The 15152-nt window shown below is 70.0% G+C and carries 12 protein-coding genes and 1 tRNA gene; 10 read left to right on the top strand and 3 right to left on the bottom strand.

Going from position 1 to position 15152, the window contains the following annotated elements; genetic code table 11:
- Positions 1 to 4 precede the first annotated feature (4 nt).
- A complete protein-coding gene (locus ACZ6JE_RS01115; RefSeq protein WP_192059798.1) occupies positions 5 to 1381 on the bottom strand; it encodes a zinc-dependent metalloprotease in 1377 nt (458 codons plus the stop codon).
- A gap of 97 nt (positions 1382 to 1478) precedes the next feature.
- Between ACZ6JE_RS01115 and ACZ6JE_RS01120 the strand changes: the two genes are divergently transcribed.
- From ACZ6JE_RS01120 to ACZ6JE_RS01135, 4 genes are all read left to right on the top strand, one after another.
- Positions 1479 to 2588, top strand: coding sequence for a YlbL family protein (locus tag ACZ6JE_RS01120; protein WP_320476985.1), 1110 nt, complete (start codon positions 1479 to 1481; stop codon positions 2586 to 2588).
- Between the two features lie 104 nt (positions 2589 to 2692).
- Positions 2693 to 5656, top strand: a complete 2964-nt coding sequence (locus tag ACZ6JE_RS01125; protein WP_192059800.1) for a UPF0182 family membrane protein — start codon at positions 2693 to 2695, stop codon at positions 5654 to 5656.
- A 126-nt stretch (positions 5657 to 5782) separates the two neighbouring features.
- Positions 5783 to 5856: transfer RNA gene (locus ACZ6JE_RS01130), tRNA-Met, on the top strand.
- 110 nt (positions 5857 to 5966) lie between these two features.
- A complete protein-coding gene (locus ACZ6JE_RS01135) occupies positions 5967 to 7163 on the top strand; it encodes a glycerate kinase (RefSeq protein WP_464317974.1) in 1197 nt (398 codons plus the stop codon).
- Here ACZ6JE_RS01135 and ACZ6JE_RS01140 read toward each other — a convergent pair.
- On the bottom strand, positions 7083 to 8282 hold the full coding sequence (locus ACZ6JE_RS01140; protein ID WP_464317975.1) for an aminotransferase class I/II-fold pyridoxal phosphate-dependent enzyme: 1200 nt from the start codon (positions 8280 to 8282) through the stop codon (positions 7083 to 7085). The two genes, ACZ6JE_RS01135 and ACZ6JE_RS01140, sit on opposite strands and share 81 nt — an antisense overlap.
- A 160-nt stretch (positions 8283 to 8442) precedes the next feature.
- Here ACZ6JE_RS01140 and ACZ6JE_RS01145 point away from each other — a divergent pair, with 160 nt between their 5' ends.
- The 6 genes from ACZ6JE_RS01145 to ACZ6JE_RS01170 all read left to right on the top strand — a co-directional run bounded on the left by ACZ6JE_RS01145 (position 8443) and on the right by ACZ6JE_RS01170 (position 14835).
- Complete coding sequence (locus ACZ6JE_RS01145) at positions 8443 to 10212, top strand: S1C family serine protease (RefSeq protein WP_464317976.1); 1770 nt, start codon at positions 8443 to 8445, stop codon at positions 10210 to 10212.
- A gap of 147 nt (positions 10213 to 10359) precedes the next feature.
- Positions 10360 to 11403 (top strand): glycosyltransferase family 2 protein, encoded by a 1044-nt coding sequence (locus tag ACZ6JE_RS01150; protein WP_243214502.1) that lies wholly within the window; start codon positions 10360 to 10362, stop codon positions 11401 to 11403.
- An 8-nt stretch (positions 11404 to 11411) separates the two neighbouring features.
- Complete coding sequence (locus tag ACZ6JE_RS01155; RefSeq protein ID WP_192059811.1) at positions 11412 to 12218, top strand: CDP-alcohol phosphatidyltransferase family protein; 807 nt, start codon at positions 11412 to 11414, stop codon at positions 12216 to 12218.
- Positions 12215 to 13093, top strand: a complete 879-nt coding sequence (locus tag ACZ6JE_RS01160; RefSeq protein WP_192060188.1) for a glycosyltransferase family 2 protein — start codon at positions 12215 to 12217, stop codon at positions 13091 to 13093. Before ACZ6JE_RS01155 ends, ACZ6JE_RS01160 begins: the two co-directional genes overlap by 4 nt.
- A 55-nt stretch (positions 13094 to 13148) precedes the next feature.
- Positions 13149 to 14432: a CDP-glycerol glycerophosphotransferase family protein gene (locus ACZ6JE_RS01165; RefSeq protein WP_464317977.1), complete on the top strand. Its 1284-nt coding sequence runs from the start codon at positions 13149 to 13151 to the stop codon at positions 14430 to 14432.
- A 97-nt stretch (positions 14433 to 14529) separates the two neighbouring features.
- Positions 14530 to 14835, top strand: a complete 306-nt coding sequence (locus tag ACZ6JE_RS01170) for a helix-turn-helix domain-containing protein (RefSeq protein WP_192059812.1) — start codon at positions 14530 to 14532, stop codon at positions 14833 to 14835.
- A gap of 15 nt (positions 14836 to 14850) precedes the next feature.
- Here ACZ6JE_RS01170 and ACZ6JE_RS01175 read toward each other — a convergent pair whose 3' ends face one another.
- Entirely contained in the window at positions 14851 to 15132 is a 282-nt protein-coding gene (locus tag ACZ6JE_RS01175) for a hypothetical protein (protein WP_192059814.1), read from the bottom strand.
- Between the last annotated feature and the right edge of the window lie 20 nt (positions 15133 to 15152).

Consider the following 15152-nt stretch of genomic DNA (forward strand, 5'->3'; position numbering starts at 1 on the left):
CGATTCAGCGCTCGGGGGAGGACCCGGGTTCTCCGGCGGCGCCGTCGCCCCCCTCGTGCGGCCGATCGCCGGACGTGTCGTCGAGGAGCTCCGCGATCGCGCGGTCGACGTCGTCCAGAGCCGGCTCGGCGTCGGTCAGTCGAGCGATCAGACCCTGCGGGTCGTCGATGTCCTCGCTGGAGGGCACGATGTCGGGGTGCGACCACAGCGAGTCGCGGCGTTCGGCACCCACGGCCTCGGTGATCGCCGACCACATGGCCGCGGCCTCGCGCAGTCGCCTCGGGCGCAGCTCGAGACCAACGAGGGTCGAGAACGCGGACTCGGCGGGGCCACCGGCCGCGCGACGACGACGGACCGTCTCGGCGATGGCGCCCGATCTCGGCAGTCGTGCCGTGGCCTCGGCCGTGACGACGTCGACCCAGCCCTCGATCAAGGCGAGCATCGTCTCGAGGCGGGCGAGCGCGGCGAGCTGCTCGTCGGACTTCGGCGGGATCAGAGCGCCGCTGGCCATCGCGTCCCGGAGCTCGTCAGGGCTGGACGGGTCGAAGTCGACGGCCAGCGCCTCGAGGCGCTCGGTGTCGATGCTGATGCCCTGGGCGAATTCGCGGATCGACGAGATGAGGTGGAGGCGCAGCCACCGGGCGTGGCGGAACAGGCGGGCGTGCGCCAGCTCGCGGACGGCGAGGTAGATCTGGATCTGGTCGGTCTCGATGTCGAGGCCCTCGCCGAACGCGGCGACGTTCTGCGGCAGGATCGCGGCCTGCTGGTCGTCGAGCAGCGGGATGCCGACGTCGCCGCCCGAGACGACCTCGAGCGAGAGCTGACCCACCACCTGACCGAGCTGCATGGCGAAGAGCGTGCCGCCGACGCTGCGCATCACCTGGCTGGCACCGGCCAGCAGCGACTGCATCTCCTCCGGGGCCTGATCTCTCAGCACGCCCGTCAGCGAGTCGGCGATGGACGATGCGACCGGCTCGGCGAGCTGACTCCACACCGGCATGGTGAGACGCGACCACTCGGCCCGGGTCACCAGTCGCGGCGCCACCGTCAGCTCGGAGACGAACGTGACGTCGTCGAGCCACAGGGCGGCGACGTGGAACGCCTGCTCGAGAGCGGCCCGGTCGGCGGCGGGCGTCTCGACGGCCGATCGACTGCCGGCGGCGACGGCCTGCTCGGTGGCGACCTTCCAGTCGATCCCGTCACCGCTGCTGTCGACGGCGTTCTGCAGCTGGCTCATCAGCCGGGCCATGAACGCCGGGTCGTCGGGCAGGCCCGCCACACCGGCGAGCTGGGCCGGGTCGATCTCGGAATCACCGGACAGGAACTGGCGCAGCATCTCGCGGAACTCGTCCTCCGGCCCGCGCTGCGAATCATCGGTCATACGAACTACGCTAACTGCTGGCCATCGGAACAACCTCGAATTCGGCGCCCGCCCCGGGCTCCCCGCTCCGCCCGTGGCGAACATCGAAAGGACCGTCGTGGCCTTCTTCTCACCCCCGACCCGCGCCTCCCTGTCCCGGCGCCGTCCCGGCCGGGTCGGCTGGTCGCTGCTGGGGGTGGCTCTCGTCTCCGGTCTGGTGCTCACGTTCCTGCCGTCGCCCTATCTCATCGAGCAGCCGGGCCCGGTGTTCGACACCCTCGGCAGCGCCGAGTACGAAGGCGCCGACCAGCCGCTGATCACCGTGACGGGCGCCGAGACCTACCCCACCGCCGGCACGCTCGACCTCCTCACCGTGAGCGTCCAGGGCAACGAGTCGGTCCGGCCCAGCTGGGTCGAGGTCGTGTCCGCCTGGTTCGACCCGAGCCGGGCCGTCGTCCCGGTCGAGGCGATCTACCCCTCGGGGGTGACGAACGAGCAGGTCGACGAGCAGAACACGGTCGACATGCAGAACTCGCAGAAGTCCGCCATCGCCGCGGCCATGATCCACGACGGCTACACGGTGCCCAGCAGGGTCACGATCAGCCAGGTCTCCGCCGGCGGCCCGGCCGAGGGCGTGCTGGAAGAGGGCGACGTCGTCATCAGCGTCAACGGCACCAGCCTCGAGGCGGACGGCGACGTCGACACGCTCCGGCGGCTCGTGGCCGAGAACGGCGTGGACGAGGCCGCCACGGTCGTCGTCGAGAGGTCCGGCACGTCGATCACGACGGAGGTGACCCCTCAGGAGGTGCAGCGCACGGCCCTGCTCGGGGTCGGCGTCAGCGTCGACTACGACTTCCCCTTCGACGTGTCGCTGAAGCTCGACCAGGTGGGCGGTCCGAGCGCCGGCATGATGTTCGCACTCGGCATCATCGACAAGACGACCCCCGGCGAGCTGAACGGCGGCGAGCAGGTCGCGGGGACGGGCACGATCACCGCCTCGGGCCAGGTGGGCCCGATCGGCGGGATCCGTCAGAAGCTCTACGGCGCCCGGGACGCCGGGGCGAGCGTGTTCCTCGCACCGGCCGACAACTGCGACGAGGTCGTGGGCAACGTGCCCGACGGGCTCGACGTGTACTCGGTGACGACGCTCGACGACGCCGTGACGGTGCTCGAGACCGTGGCGGACGACGGCGACACGGCGTCGCTTCCGACCTGCACGGCGGGCTGAGGGCGGCCACCCAGCCGGGTCATAGGTCGGCGGTCGAGGGTTGAACGGTCAGGTGCGGCCCGTAGGATGGCCCCTCCACGTACCCCTGAGCCAGGAGCACACACTTGACGTCACCAGCATCGTCGCGATCCGCACGCCGTTCGCCCCGATTGCCCGTCCTGGTCACGGTGGCGATCCTCGCCGCTCTGGTCATCGCGTTCTTCATCTTCTCGTCCCTGCTGACCGACTACATGTGGTTCGACCAGCTCGGGTTCGCGAACGTGCTGACCACCCAGTGGATCGCCTCGGCGGTGATGTTCTTCATCGGGTTCCTGGCCATGGCCATCCCGGTCTACGTCAGCATCGAGATCGCGTTCCGCTTCCGGCCGGTGTACGCCAAGCTCAACTCCCAGCTCGACCGCTACCAGCAGGTCATCGAGCCGCTGCGTCGAGTCGTCGTGATCGGCGTGCCGATCGTCCTCGGGCTGTTCGCCGGCATCGCGTCGTCGACCAGCTGGCAGGTCGCGCTCCAGTGGCTCAACCGCACGCCCTTCGGTACGACGGACCCGAAGTTCGGCCTCGACGTCGGCTTCTACGTCTTCTCGCTGCCCTTCTACCAGGGCGCGGCCGGGTTCGCGTCGGCGGTCGTCCTGATCTCCGGTCTCGCCGCCGTCGCGACGAGCTACCTCTACGGCGCGCTGCGCTTCACGGGGCGCGAGGTCCGCATCTCGAAGGTCGCGCGCATCCAGCTCGCCATCACCGCAGCCGTCTACCTGCTCCTCCAGGGCGTGAGCCTCTGGCTCGACCAGTACGCGACCCTCACGCAGGGCGCCAACAAGCTCCTCACCGGTGTCACCTACGCCGATGACGCCGCCGGCATCCCCGGCAAGCAGATCCTCGCGCTCGCCGCGGCGATTGTGGCCGTGCTCTTCATCGTGACGGCCATCATCGGCCGCTGGCGTCTGCCGGTCATCGGCACCGCGGCATTGATCATCGCGAGCATCATCGTGGGCGGCATCTACCCCTGGATCGTCCAGCGCTTCCAGGTCGAGCCTAGCGAGCGCACGGTCGAGGCGCCGTTCATCGAGAACAACATCGATGCGACCCGCGAGGCCTACGGGGTGGCCGATGTCGAAGAAGAGACTTACGACGCCCAGTCCGACGCCGAGGCCGGTGCACTCGCCGGCGATGCGGTGACGACCGCCAACATCCGCATCATCGACCCCGCTCTCGTCACCGACGCTTTCGCGCAGCTCCAGCAGTACCGCCAGTACTACAGCTTCCCCGAGCAGCTGTCGGTCGACCGGTACACGATCGACGGCAACACGCAAGACACCGTCATCGCGGTCCGCGAGCTGAACACCGATCAGCTCGGCGCATCGGCGACGCCCTACAACACGACCTTCGTCTACACGCACGGTTACGGCGTGGTCGCCGCCTACGGCAACCAGCGCTCCGCCGACGGTCAGCCCGTGTTCCTCGAGTCGGGCATTCCCGTGACGGGTGCGCTCGGCGACGCCGACGAGTACGAGCCGCGGATCTACTTCGGTCAGCAGTCGCCGGCGTACTCCATCGTCGGCGGCAACGGGGACAACGACATCGAGCTCGATTACCCGTCGGGCAGCAACGACAACGGGACGAACCAGACGACCACCTTCGACGGTGACGGCGGGCCGAAGCTCGACAACCCCTTCAAGAAGCTGATCTACGCGATCAAGTTCCAGTCCGAGCAGATCTTCCTGTCGGACGCCGTGAACAACGAATCGCAGATTCTCTACGACCGCGACCCGTCCGAGCGCGTCCAGAAGGTCGCCCCGTACCTGACCATCGACAGCGCGCCCTACCCGGCCGTGGTCGACGGCAAGGTCGTGTGGATCGTCGACGGCTACACGACGACGCGCGACTACCCGTACTCGAAGCCTCAGGCGCTCAGCGACGCGATCGCCGACACCTACACCGAGCGCCCGACGTACGCCTCGAACGAGATCAACTACATCCGCAACTCGGTGAAGGCCACGGTCGACGCCTACGACGGATCGGTGAACCTCTACGCCTGGGACACCGAAGACCCGATGCTCCAGACCTGGCAGAAGATCTTCCCCTCGACGCTGACGCCGCTGGCCGACATGTCCGTCGATCTGATGCAGCACGTCCGCTACCCGCAGGACATGTTCAAGGTGCAGCGCGCCATCCTCGGCACGTATCACGTCACCGACTCCGACTCGTTCTACTCGAGCGACGACGCGTGGGTCACGCCGAACGAGCCGACGAGCACCGCGACGACGCCGCCCCTGCAGCCGCCGTACTACCTGACGCTGCAGCTGCCCGATCAAGATCCGGCCTTCTCGATCTACTCGACGTACATCCCCCAGCAGTCGGGTGAGAACGCCCGGAACGTCCTGACCGGGTATCTCGCGGCGAACGCCGATGCGGGGTCGACACCGGGGGAGGTCGCCGACAGCTACGGCGATCTGACCCTGCTGACCCTCCCGCGAACGGACACCCTCCCCGGCCCGGGGCAGGTGCAGAACAACTTCAACACGGACACCGCCGTGGCGAACCAGCTGGCTCTGCTCACCCGCGGTGACACGAGCGTCGTCCGAGGCAACCTGCTCACGCTCCCCGTGGGCGGCGGTCTCCTGTACGTTCAGCCGATCTACGTGAAGTCGACGTCGGAGACCTCGTACCCCGTGCTGCAGCGGATCCTGGTCTCGTTCGGTGACCAGATCGCCTTCGAGGACACCCTCGACGGCGCCTTGGACGAGCTGTTCGGCGGGAACTCCGGTGCGACAGCCGGTGACAACGGCGTGCCGACGACCGACCCGGCGGCCGACGACGGTGCGACCGACGACGGCGCGACCGATGGTGGTGACACGGGCGGCGACACCGAGACCCCGGCTCCGACCACGGCTCCTGACGCCGGCTCGGGAACGGACAACCCGGCGCTCGACCAGGCTCTGGCCGACGCGCAGTCCGCTCTCGACGACCGGGCCGCGGCGTACGCCGACAACGACCTCGTCGCGGCGGCGGAGGCGGACGCCCGTCTGCAGACCGCCCTCGAGGACGCGGTCGCAGCGAGCGGCGAATAGCACTCGCACCATCGATCGATGAGACCCCCTCCGGTGCTTCCGGAGGGGGTCTCGTCGTCTCCCGGAGGCCTGGACTGATCGCGATTGGACGGACCGTGAAACGCGTGCTAGTGTTTCTTCTTGTGCCGCGGGGTGGAGCAGTTCGGTAGCTCGCTGGGCTCATAACCCAGAGGTCGTAGGTTCAAATCCTGCCCCCGCAACAGAAGAAAGAAAAGCCCTGGTCATCGACCAGGGCTTTTCTCGTTTCCCGCCATGCGTGTCTCGTCTCTCGAGGTTCCGCACTCGTCACTGCGCATGTCATTCTGACCTCATGCCGAACCTCCGAGTCGTCGTCGCTCCCGATTCGTTCAAGGGGTCGGCCGGCGCAGCCGTCATCGCCTCCGCCGTGGCGCGGGGCTGGCTCCGGGTCCGCCCGGACGACGTGCTCATCGAGGCGCCTCTGGCCGATGGGGGCGAGGGAACGCTCGATGCCTTCGAGGCGGCCGTCCCCGGGTCCGTCCGCCGTGAGACCGATGTGCCCGGCCCTGACGACCGGATCGTGCGGGCGCCCTGGCTCCTGCTGCCCGACGGTACGGCGGTCGTCGAGCTGGCGGCGGCCAGCGGGCTCGTCCTCCTGGAGGCGCCTCGTCCCTACGACGCGCATACGCGCGGGCTCGGGCGGGTCATCGTCGCGGCACTGGACGCGGGGGCCACGAGAGTGGTCATCGGTCTCGGGGGCAGCGCTTCCACCGACGGCGGCGCGGGGCTGCTCGTCGAACTGGGGGCGCGTCTCCTCGACTCCGTCGGAGACGCCGTGCCCGACGGGGCCCACGGGCTGACGGCCGCGGTCCGCATCGACCTGAGCGGGCTCCGAGCGCTGCCGCCCCGAGGGGTCACGGTGCTCGCGGACGTCCGCAACCCGCTCGTCGGTCCGCGGGGCGCCGCCGCCGTGTACGGGCCGCAGAAGGGCGCCACGGGCGACGACGTGCTCGCACTCGACGAGGGTCTGCGTCGCTTCGCCCAGCTCGTCGACGTCGATCCCGAGACCCCGGGGGCCGGGGCGGCGGGCGGGACGGGCTTCGGTCTGCTGGTCTGGGGGGCCGCGCTCGTCCCGGGAGCCGAGGTCGTGGCTGACCTCGTGGACCTCCCGTCGCTCATGACCCGCGCCGATGTCGTCGTCACGGGCGAGGGGCGCCTCGACGAGCAGACCGCCGAGGGCAAGGTGGTCTCGGTCGTCGCATCGATCGCGGGGTGGGCCGACGTCCCGGTGCTCGTCGTGGCGGGCTCCATCGCCGACGGCGTCGCCGATCAGTCGGTCTCCATCGCCCTGTCCGAGCTCGCAGGAGGCGCGGAGGAGTCCATCGCCCATCCCGAGCTCTGGGCCGAGCGGGCCGGTGCCGCCCTGGCGGTGCACGTGATCACCCGAGGAGTGCGGGGCGAGTTGTCGTCAGAGGCGGAGCGCAGCGAGGCGGCGGGTGGCCTCGTCGATGACCTCGACTCGCTTGCAGAACGCGAAGCGGACGAGTGACGAGTACTCGTCCGCCAGGGCGGGGTGGCAGAAGGCGCTGACCGGCACGCCGACCACGCCCGCGATGCCGGGCAGCGCCCGGCAGAACGACGCCGCGTCGTCGAAGCCCAGCGGGGCGGCGTCGGCGACGACGAAGTACGAGCCCCGCGAGGGGGAGACCTCGAAGCCCGCCGTCGAGAGTCCGCCGGCGAGGAGGTCGCGCTTGTGCTGCAGATCGGCGGCGAGCCGGTCGAAGTGGTCGCGGGGGAGTCGCAGCCCGGCGGCGATCGCGGGCTGGAAGACGGAGCCGTTGACGAAGGTCAGGAACTGCTTGACGCTCATCACCTGGGAGACGAGCTCGGCGGGCCCGGACAACCAGCCGATCTTCCATCCCGTCGCGTTGAAGGTCTTGCCGCCGCTCGAGATCGTGAGCGTGCGTTCGGCCGCACCGGGGAGGGTCGAGATGGGCACGTGAGGGACATCGTCGAAGACGAGGTGCTCGTACACCTCGTCGGTCACGATGATCGCGTCGAACTGGTGGGCGAGGGCGACCACGGCCCGACGCGTCTCGTCGTCGAGCAGGGTGCCGGTGGGGTTGTGGGGGTCGTTGACGATCACGAGGCGGGTCCGCGGCGAGAACGCCGCCCGCAGTTCGAGGGGGTCGACCCGGAAGTCGGGACCCCGCAGGGGGACCGTGCGGTGCCTGCCGCCGGCGAGTCCGATCACCGCGCCGTAGGCGTCGTAGAACGGCTCGAGGGTGACGACCTCGTCGCCCGCGTCGACGAGGGCGAGCACCGTCGCGGCCAGCGCCTCGGTCGCGCCGGCGGTCACGAGGACCTCGCGCTCCGGGTCGAGGTCGATTCCGTAGAAGCGCGACTGGTGCTCGGCCACCGCCTCGAGCAGGGTCGGCATGCCGCGGCCCGGCGGGTACTGGTTGAGCCCGCTCGTCAGGGCGTCCCTCGCGGCGGTGAGCACCGCCTCCGGAGGGTCCTCGTCGGGGAAGCCCTGTCCGAGGTTGACGGCGCCGGTGGACGCGGCCAGTGCGGACATCTCGGCGAAGATCGTGGGCGACAGTCGGCCCGCATCGTCGAGGAGCATGGCGCCGCGGGCCGTCCGCTGCCACGGTGTCGGTGAGGTCATGGTCCCTCACCGTAGCCCTCGGCGTGCTGCATGACGGGGCGGCGACCTAGAGTCGGATCCAGGCGTCGCTTATCGGGCGTGCAGCCCGCGCACAGGTTCGCCGAATGCTCTGCACAGGTGGACGGACCAGGCTGATGACGCTTGAAAGGAGCATCCGCTGATGAACGAGAACCCCCGGGGCGCAGACGACGCCGACGACACGACGCGTGGACCCCACGACGGCGAGGCGGCCCGAGACGACTCGACGGGCCGCGACGGCTCGACCGCCGGCGGTGACGAGGTGACGTACGGGGCCCCTCGGCTCCCCGACGGCGGTGCAGCCCCCGACGGAGACCAGGCACCTGGCGGCTACTCGGCGCCCGGCAGCTACTCGGCGCCCGGCAGCTACTCGGCACCGGGCAGCTACGCCGCGCCCGGCAGCTACTCGGCGCCCGGCTACCCTGAGCAGTCCTACGGCGGTCAGTCGCCCTACGGTGGTCAATCGCCCTACGGTGCCCAGCAGCCCACTCCGGGCCAGCAGGGTCACGCATCACCCCAGGCCTACGGGGCCCAGCAGGCCTACGGGGCCCAGCAGAACGACGGGAATCAGCACGGCTACGCCGGTCAGGCCGGCTACGCGCAGGGCGGCTACGCGCAGGCCGGTGCCGACGGCACCCCCACGCAGCAGTACGGGCACCACGGTGCGTACGCCGCGCAGAACCCCTACGACACGAGCACCTGGCAGGCGCCGGCACCCGCGCAGAAGACGAAGCGGAACCGCGGGGTCGGCGTGCTGGCGGCGACGCTGGCCGTCGGACTCGTCGCGGGCGGTGCCCTGGGCGGGGTGATCGGCGGATCCGTGGCCGATGGAGGCGCGGGCGCGTCGACCGCGGCCGGACCCTCTCGGGACCTGACCGTCAACGACTACGACGACGCCACCGTGGTGACGGCCGTCGCGGCGAAGGCCACGAAGTCCGTCGTGACGATCAACGTCGCGTCGGGCTCCTCCGGCGGAACGGGTTCGGGGGTCATCCTCTCCGACGACGGGTACATCGTGACCAACACGCACGTCGTCACCCTCGACGGGGCGAGCGCGTCCGGCTCCGTCAGCGTGACGATGAGCGACGGCAGCATCCTGCCCGCCGAGGTCGTCGGACTCGATCCCGTCGTCGACCTCGCCGTCCTCAAGGTCGACGCGACCGGTCTGACCCCCATCGAGTTCGCGGACTCCTCGAAGCTCAACGTCGGCGACACCGCCGTCGCGATCGGTGCGCCCCTCGGGCTCTCGAACACGGTCACCGACGGCATCGTCTCGACACTGAACCGCAGCATCACGGTGCAGTCGTCCGCGGCTCCGTCCGACGGGTCCGATCAGGGCGACTCGAACGACAACAACGGCCAGGGCCCGTTCTCGTTCAACAACGGCGACGGTGCGCAGCAGGCTCCGGCCAGCAGCGTCATCTCGCTGCCGGTCATCCAGACGGACGCCTCGATCAACCCCGGCAACTCGGGCGGTGCGCTCCTCGACTCCGACGGCGAACTGATCGGGCTGAACGTCGCCATCGCGAGCTCTGGCGAGTCCTCCGGCAGCATCGGCGTCGGATTCTCGATCCCGTCGAATCTCGTGAAGCGCGTGGCGGGTGAGATCCGCGACTCCGGTTCCGCCTCGCACGGTCTGCTCGGCGCCAGCGTCGACGACGCGACGAGCGACTCGGCCGCCACGCAGGTCGGGGCCCTCATCGTCCAGATCAGCCAAGGAGGCGCGGCCCAGTCTGCCGGGCTCCGTCAAGGCGACGTCGTGACCGAGTTCAACGGCGTCCCGATCAGCGACCGCACCGATCTGACCGCGCAGGTGCGATTCCTGGGAGGGGGCAGCGACGCCGAGCTGACCTACGTCCGAGACGGGCAGGAGGGCACCGCGAAGGTGTCCCTCGACACTCTCACCACCTAGCAGCAGGGGGTCTCCTCCTGAGGGCGGGTCGTGGCGAGTGTCGCCGCGGCCCGCCCATCGCTGTTGATAGGCTCGCTGTCGATCGTCGGGGCATCCGACACGACCCACCGCGCCCCGTGCGCCGCGAGAACCCGAGGCCCGACCGACATGACACCGCTCGAGACTCCTCTGCCGGGTGTCTCGTACGTCATGCCCGTGCTGAACGAGGAGCGCGACATCCGCTCCGCCGTCGAGAGTCTCGTCGCGCAGGACTACCAGGGCCCCTTCGAGATCCTCCTGGCCCTCGGGCCGAGCGTCGACCGGACGAACGACGTCGTGGCCGAGATGTCGGCGGCCGACCCCCGCATCCGCAGTCTGGCCAACCCGGTCGGCTCGACGCCGGCCGGTCTGAACGTGGCGATCCGTGCCTCCGTCCATCCGGTGACCGTCCGCGTCGACGCGCATTCGGTGCTGCCGACCGACTACACCCGTCTCGCCGTCGCGGCCCTGCAGCGCAGCGGCGCCGACAACGTGGGCGGGATCATGAAGGCCGAGGGGCGCACCCCCTTCGAGAAGGCGGTGGCGCGGGCGTACGGCAGCCGCGTCGGGCTCGGAGGCACGCCCCACCATGTCGGGGGAGTCGAGGGGCCGACCGAGACCGCGTACCTCGGGGTGTTCCTGCGCTCGCGCCTGATCGAGGTGGGGCTCTTCGACGAGGGCATCAAGCGCGGTCAGGACTGGGAGCTCAACCGCAGGTTGCGCGCGACCGGCGGCACCGTCTGGTTCACCCCCGACCTCGTGGTCACCTACCGACCGCGGCCGAGCATCCGGAAGCTCGTCCGCCAGTTCGTCGCCACCGGTCTCTGGCGCGGCGAACTGGCGCGCCGGTTCCCCAAGGCCAACACCGTCCGCTATCTGGTGCCGCCGGTGATGGTGATCAGCGTGCTGCTCGGTCTGCTGCTCGGTCTCGTGGGTCTCGCGGCCGCGGTCGTGGGCAGTCCTCTCGCCTGGGCATCCCTCGGCCTCGCGGCACCCGGCGTCTACCTGCTGTTCGTCGTCGCCGCCGCCCTGCTGGCGGCGCGAGGCGAGAGCGTGCGGACCAGGTTGTGGTTTCTCGTAGTCTTGCCTTCCATCCACTTCGGCTGGGGCTTCGGATTCGTCTTCGGTTTCTCGAGCCTGACGAAGAACATCACCGCACATACCGGAAGATAGGCGATCCGATGACCGCCCCGCCCACGAGACCCTCGTCGATCGCCGAACTGCGTCGGGTCGCCCAGCCGCCCGAGGTCCGCAGCAGGGCGAACGCCGAGCACTGGACGGCGTCGCTCTACCTCCGCGACCTGTCGCCGTACCTCACCTGGATGCTGCTCAAGACGAGCGTCACGGCGAACGGCGTCACCGGGCTCATGATCCTCACCGGGTGGGCCACCGCCGCCGCCCTCCTCGTCCCCGGGGTCGGGGGCGCCGCTCTGGCGCTCGTGCTCGGGCAGCTGCAGATGCTGATCGACTGCAGCGACGGCGAGGTCGCCCGCTGGCGGCGGACCAGCTCGCCCGCGGGTGTGTTCCTCGACAAGGTGGGCCATTACTCCACCGAGGCCCTCATCCCCGTCGCCCTCGGCATCCGCGCGGCCGGGTACCCCTTCGACGCTCCCGGCGACTACCTGTGGACCACGCTCGGCTTCGCTCTGGCCCTCGTCATCGTGCTGAACAAGGCGCTGAACGACATGGTGCACGTCGCACGGGCCCACGCCGGCCTGACCCGACTCGAAGACAAACGGGGTGGGGTGAGCGCGCCCAGCAGCCGCCTCCTCTCGCGCCTGCGCGGCGCCGCCCGCTTCCTGCCGTTCCATCGTCTGTACCACTCCGTCGAGCTGACCATCCTCGCCTTCGCGGTGTCACTCGTCGGATTGGTCGTCGGCCAGCCGATCGCCGACCGTGTGCTCCTCTCGGTGCTCGTGCCGCTGGCTCTGCTCGCCCTCGTCGGGCACTTCGTCGCGATCATGGCGTCGAAGCGGGTGCGCTCCTGACCGGGTCCGGGCTGCCGCGCATCGGGGTCGTGAGCCTCACGCAGGGGCGGCGCCCGGCCGAGCTCGAGGCGGGTCTGGCGAGTCTGCTCGCTCAGGAGGGCGTCGAGCTCGACATCGTCTGCGTCGGCAACGGGAGCGGCCCCGGCGATGTCCCGTCGGGCGTGCGCACCCTCGAGCTGGGCGACAACGTGGGCATCCCCGCGGGTCGGAACCGCGGCGCCGATGTCGTGACCGGCGAGTACGTGTTCTTCCTCGACGACGACGCGTCGTTGCCGTCGACCCGCTTCCTGGCCGACGCGGTCGCGATCCTCGAGAGTGATCGGGGCATCGGCCTGCTGCAGCCCCGGGTGATGGACGCCCAGGGGGCGGCCAACCCCCGCCGGTGGATCCCGCGACTGCGGAAGGGCGATCCCCGTACCTCGGGCGACGTCTTCTCGGTCTGGGAGGGCGCGACGCTCCTGCCCCGCGACGTCTTCGACGCCTGCGACGGATGGGGAGAGCCCTACTTCTACGCGCACGAGGGCATCGAGCTCGCCTGGAGGGTCTGGGCCCAGGGGCGCCGAGCGCACTACGAGGGTGGTCTCGTTGCCCATCACCCCGCCATCGACCCGACCCGTCATGGCGAGTACTACCGTCTGAACGCCCGCAACCGGGTCTGGCTCGCCAAGCGCAACCTGCCGTGGCCCCTCGTCCCCGTCTACGTGGCGTCGTGGACGGCCGTCCAGCTGCTGCGCTGGGGACGGACGCCGTCGAAGCTGAGGCCGTGGTTCGCCGGCTGGGCCGAGGGATGGCGCAGCCGCCCCGGCGGCCGTCGGTCCATCGGTTGGGTAACGGTCGGGCGCATGACGAGGGCTGGTCGACCGCCGGTCATCTAGCCTGGAACGACGGCGGAGGCGTTCCGCCGTCGCCCCTCGAACGGAGATCGACCCTGTGGCATTGACCCGTGACCTCACGCTCGCCTGGAGTCTCGTCGGTCGACTCGCGAAGTCCCGTCGCAGCCGCCGAGCACTCGAACGGACCGACGCAGCAGGGCGGGCCCCGCTCGACGGCACGGTGCGGGTGGCCGTCTACTTCGCCGACACGTCCGTGAACATGTACCAGATCCGCCAGTGGTACGGCCCCCTGGCGCGTCTGAACGAGCGCTATCCCGTCGCCATCGTGGCGCGGTCTCCCGGTGCCACGGTCGAGCTGCTCGCCGAGTCGCCGGTGCCCGTGGTCTACGCCCGTCAGGTCGCCGACCTCGAGACGTTCGTCGCCTCCCAGCCCCTCGCGCTCACGCTCTACGTGAACCAGAACGCGAAGAACTTCCAGATGATGCGCTACGGCCGCATGTGGCACGTCTTCGTGAATCACGGCGAGAGCGACAAGATGTACATGACGACGAACCAGTTCAAGGCCTACGACTACGCCTTCGTCGCCGGCGACGCCGCACTCGACCGGCTCTCCGCCAAACTCTGGGACTACGACCTCGAGAAGCGCGCCGTGCCGATCGGCCGCCCCCAGGCCGACCACGTGGCCGGTGTCGTGCCGTTCGAGGCCGACGGCAAGACCGTCGTGCTGTACGCCCCGACCTGGGAGGGCGATCGGTCGTCGGCCGCTTACGGCTCGATCGCATCGCACGGCGTGGCCCTCGTGTCGGCGCTGATCTCGACCGGCCGTCATCGGATCGTCTACCGACCGCACCCTCGGAGCGGAGTGGTCGACCGCGACTACCGGCGGGCGCACGAGACCATCGTGAAGGCGATCGCCGCCGCGAACCTCGCCGATCCATCGGCGCAGCACGTCTACGATTCGGGGTCCGAGCTCGGCTGGCAGCTCGTCGTGGCCGACGTCGCCATCACCGACATCTCGGCCATGGTGTACGACCGGCTGGCGACCGGCAAGCCCCTCGTCGTGACGCGCCCCGTGTCGCCCGAGGCGGACGTCGACGAGCGAGGGTATCTCGGCGATGCGGAATGGCTCACGGCGGCCGGTGCCGGCGATGTCGCCGAGCTCGTCGATCGCGTGCAGGCGGATCCGGAGGCGCGGGGCAGGCTGGACCACTGGGTCACGCATCACTTCGGTGACACGACGCCCGGCATGGCGACGCAGCGATTCGAGGCCGCGGTCGCCCGCCTCGTCGCGCTGCGGGACGAGTACGCGGCGACGCATCCCGTCGACGCCGACTCCGTCCGCCCCGCGCAGGACGACTCTGACGGCGACATCGACTCCTGATCACGGGAACGAGTCGCCAGGCACCAGGCGCCTGTGGATGAATGCGTGATGTATTCAGCATCTGGATAGAGATCGCTGCATCGCGTATCCATGAGGTATGCCTGAGCCGACGTCGACCGCCGCCCGCATCTTCGGAGACCGAGTCCGGGAGGAACGCCAGAGGCTGGGGCTCACTCAGGACGAGTTGGCGCACCTGGCGGGAATGAACGTCTCGAACTACGGCAAGATCGAGCGCGGGATCGGCAACCCCGTGCTCCACACGATCGTGAGACTGGCCGTCGTGGTCGGTGTCGACCCTTCGGTGCTGGTCACCGGGATGACCGCGGAGCACCTCCCGCCCGTGCTCGAGACCTTCACGGCTGCCGACTACGTGAAGGAGCGCACCGCGCGGCGGACGAGCTGAACCCGGGGTCGGCGATCAGAAGCTGAACCGCCAGAGGAACTCCTCTCGCGTCGGCCGGAACCAGCGGACCACCGCGATGGAGTTCTGCGTGAGCTCGGAGGCGATGACGCTGACCGACAGGGCGTCGCCGGGGTCGAGCCTGTTCGTGGCGACGGGGACGAGCAACCCGCACCCGAGGAGGGTGACCCTGATGCCGAGGACGGGCTCGTCCGCCACATTGACCAGACGATGGACCCTGGGGGCCTTCGACCGATCGACGTGGAAGGGGACTGCGTAGGCGGTGGCTGTACTGGTCATGGCCCCACGGTAAGGAGCGC

It is taken from the genome of Frigoribacterium sp. AC759, from assembly GCF_979256015.1.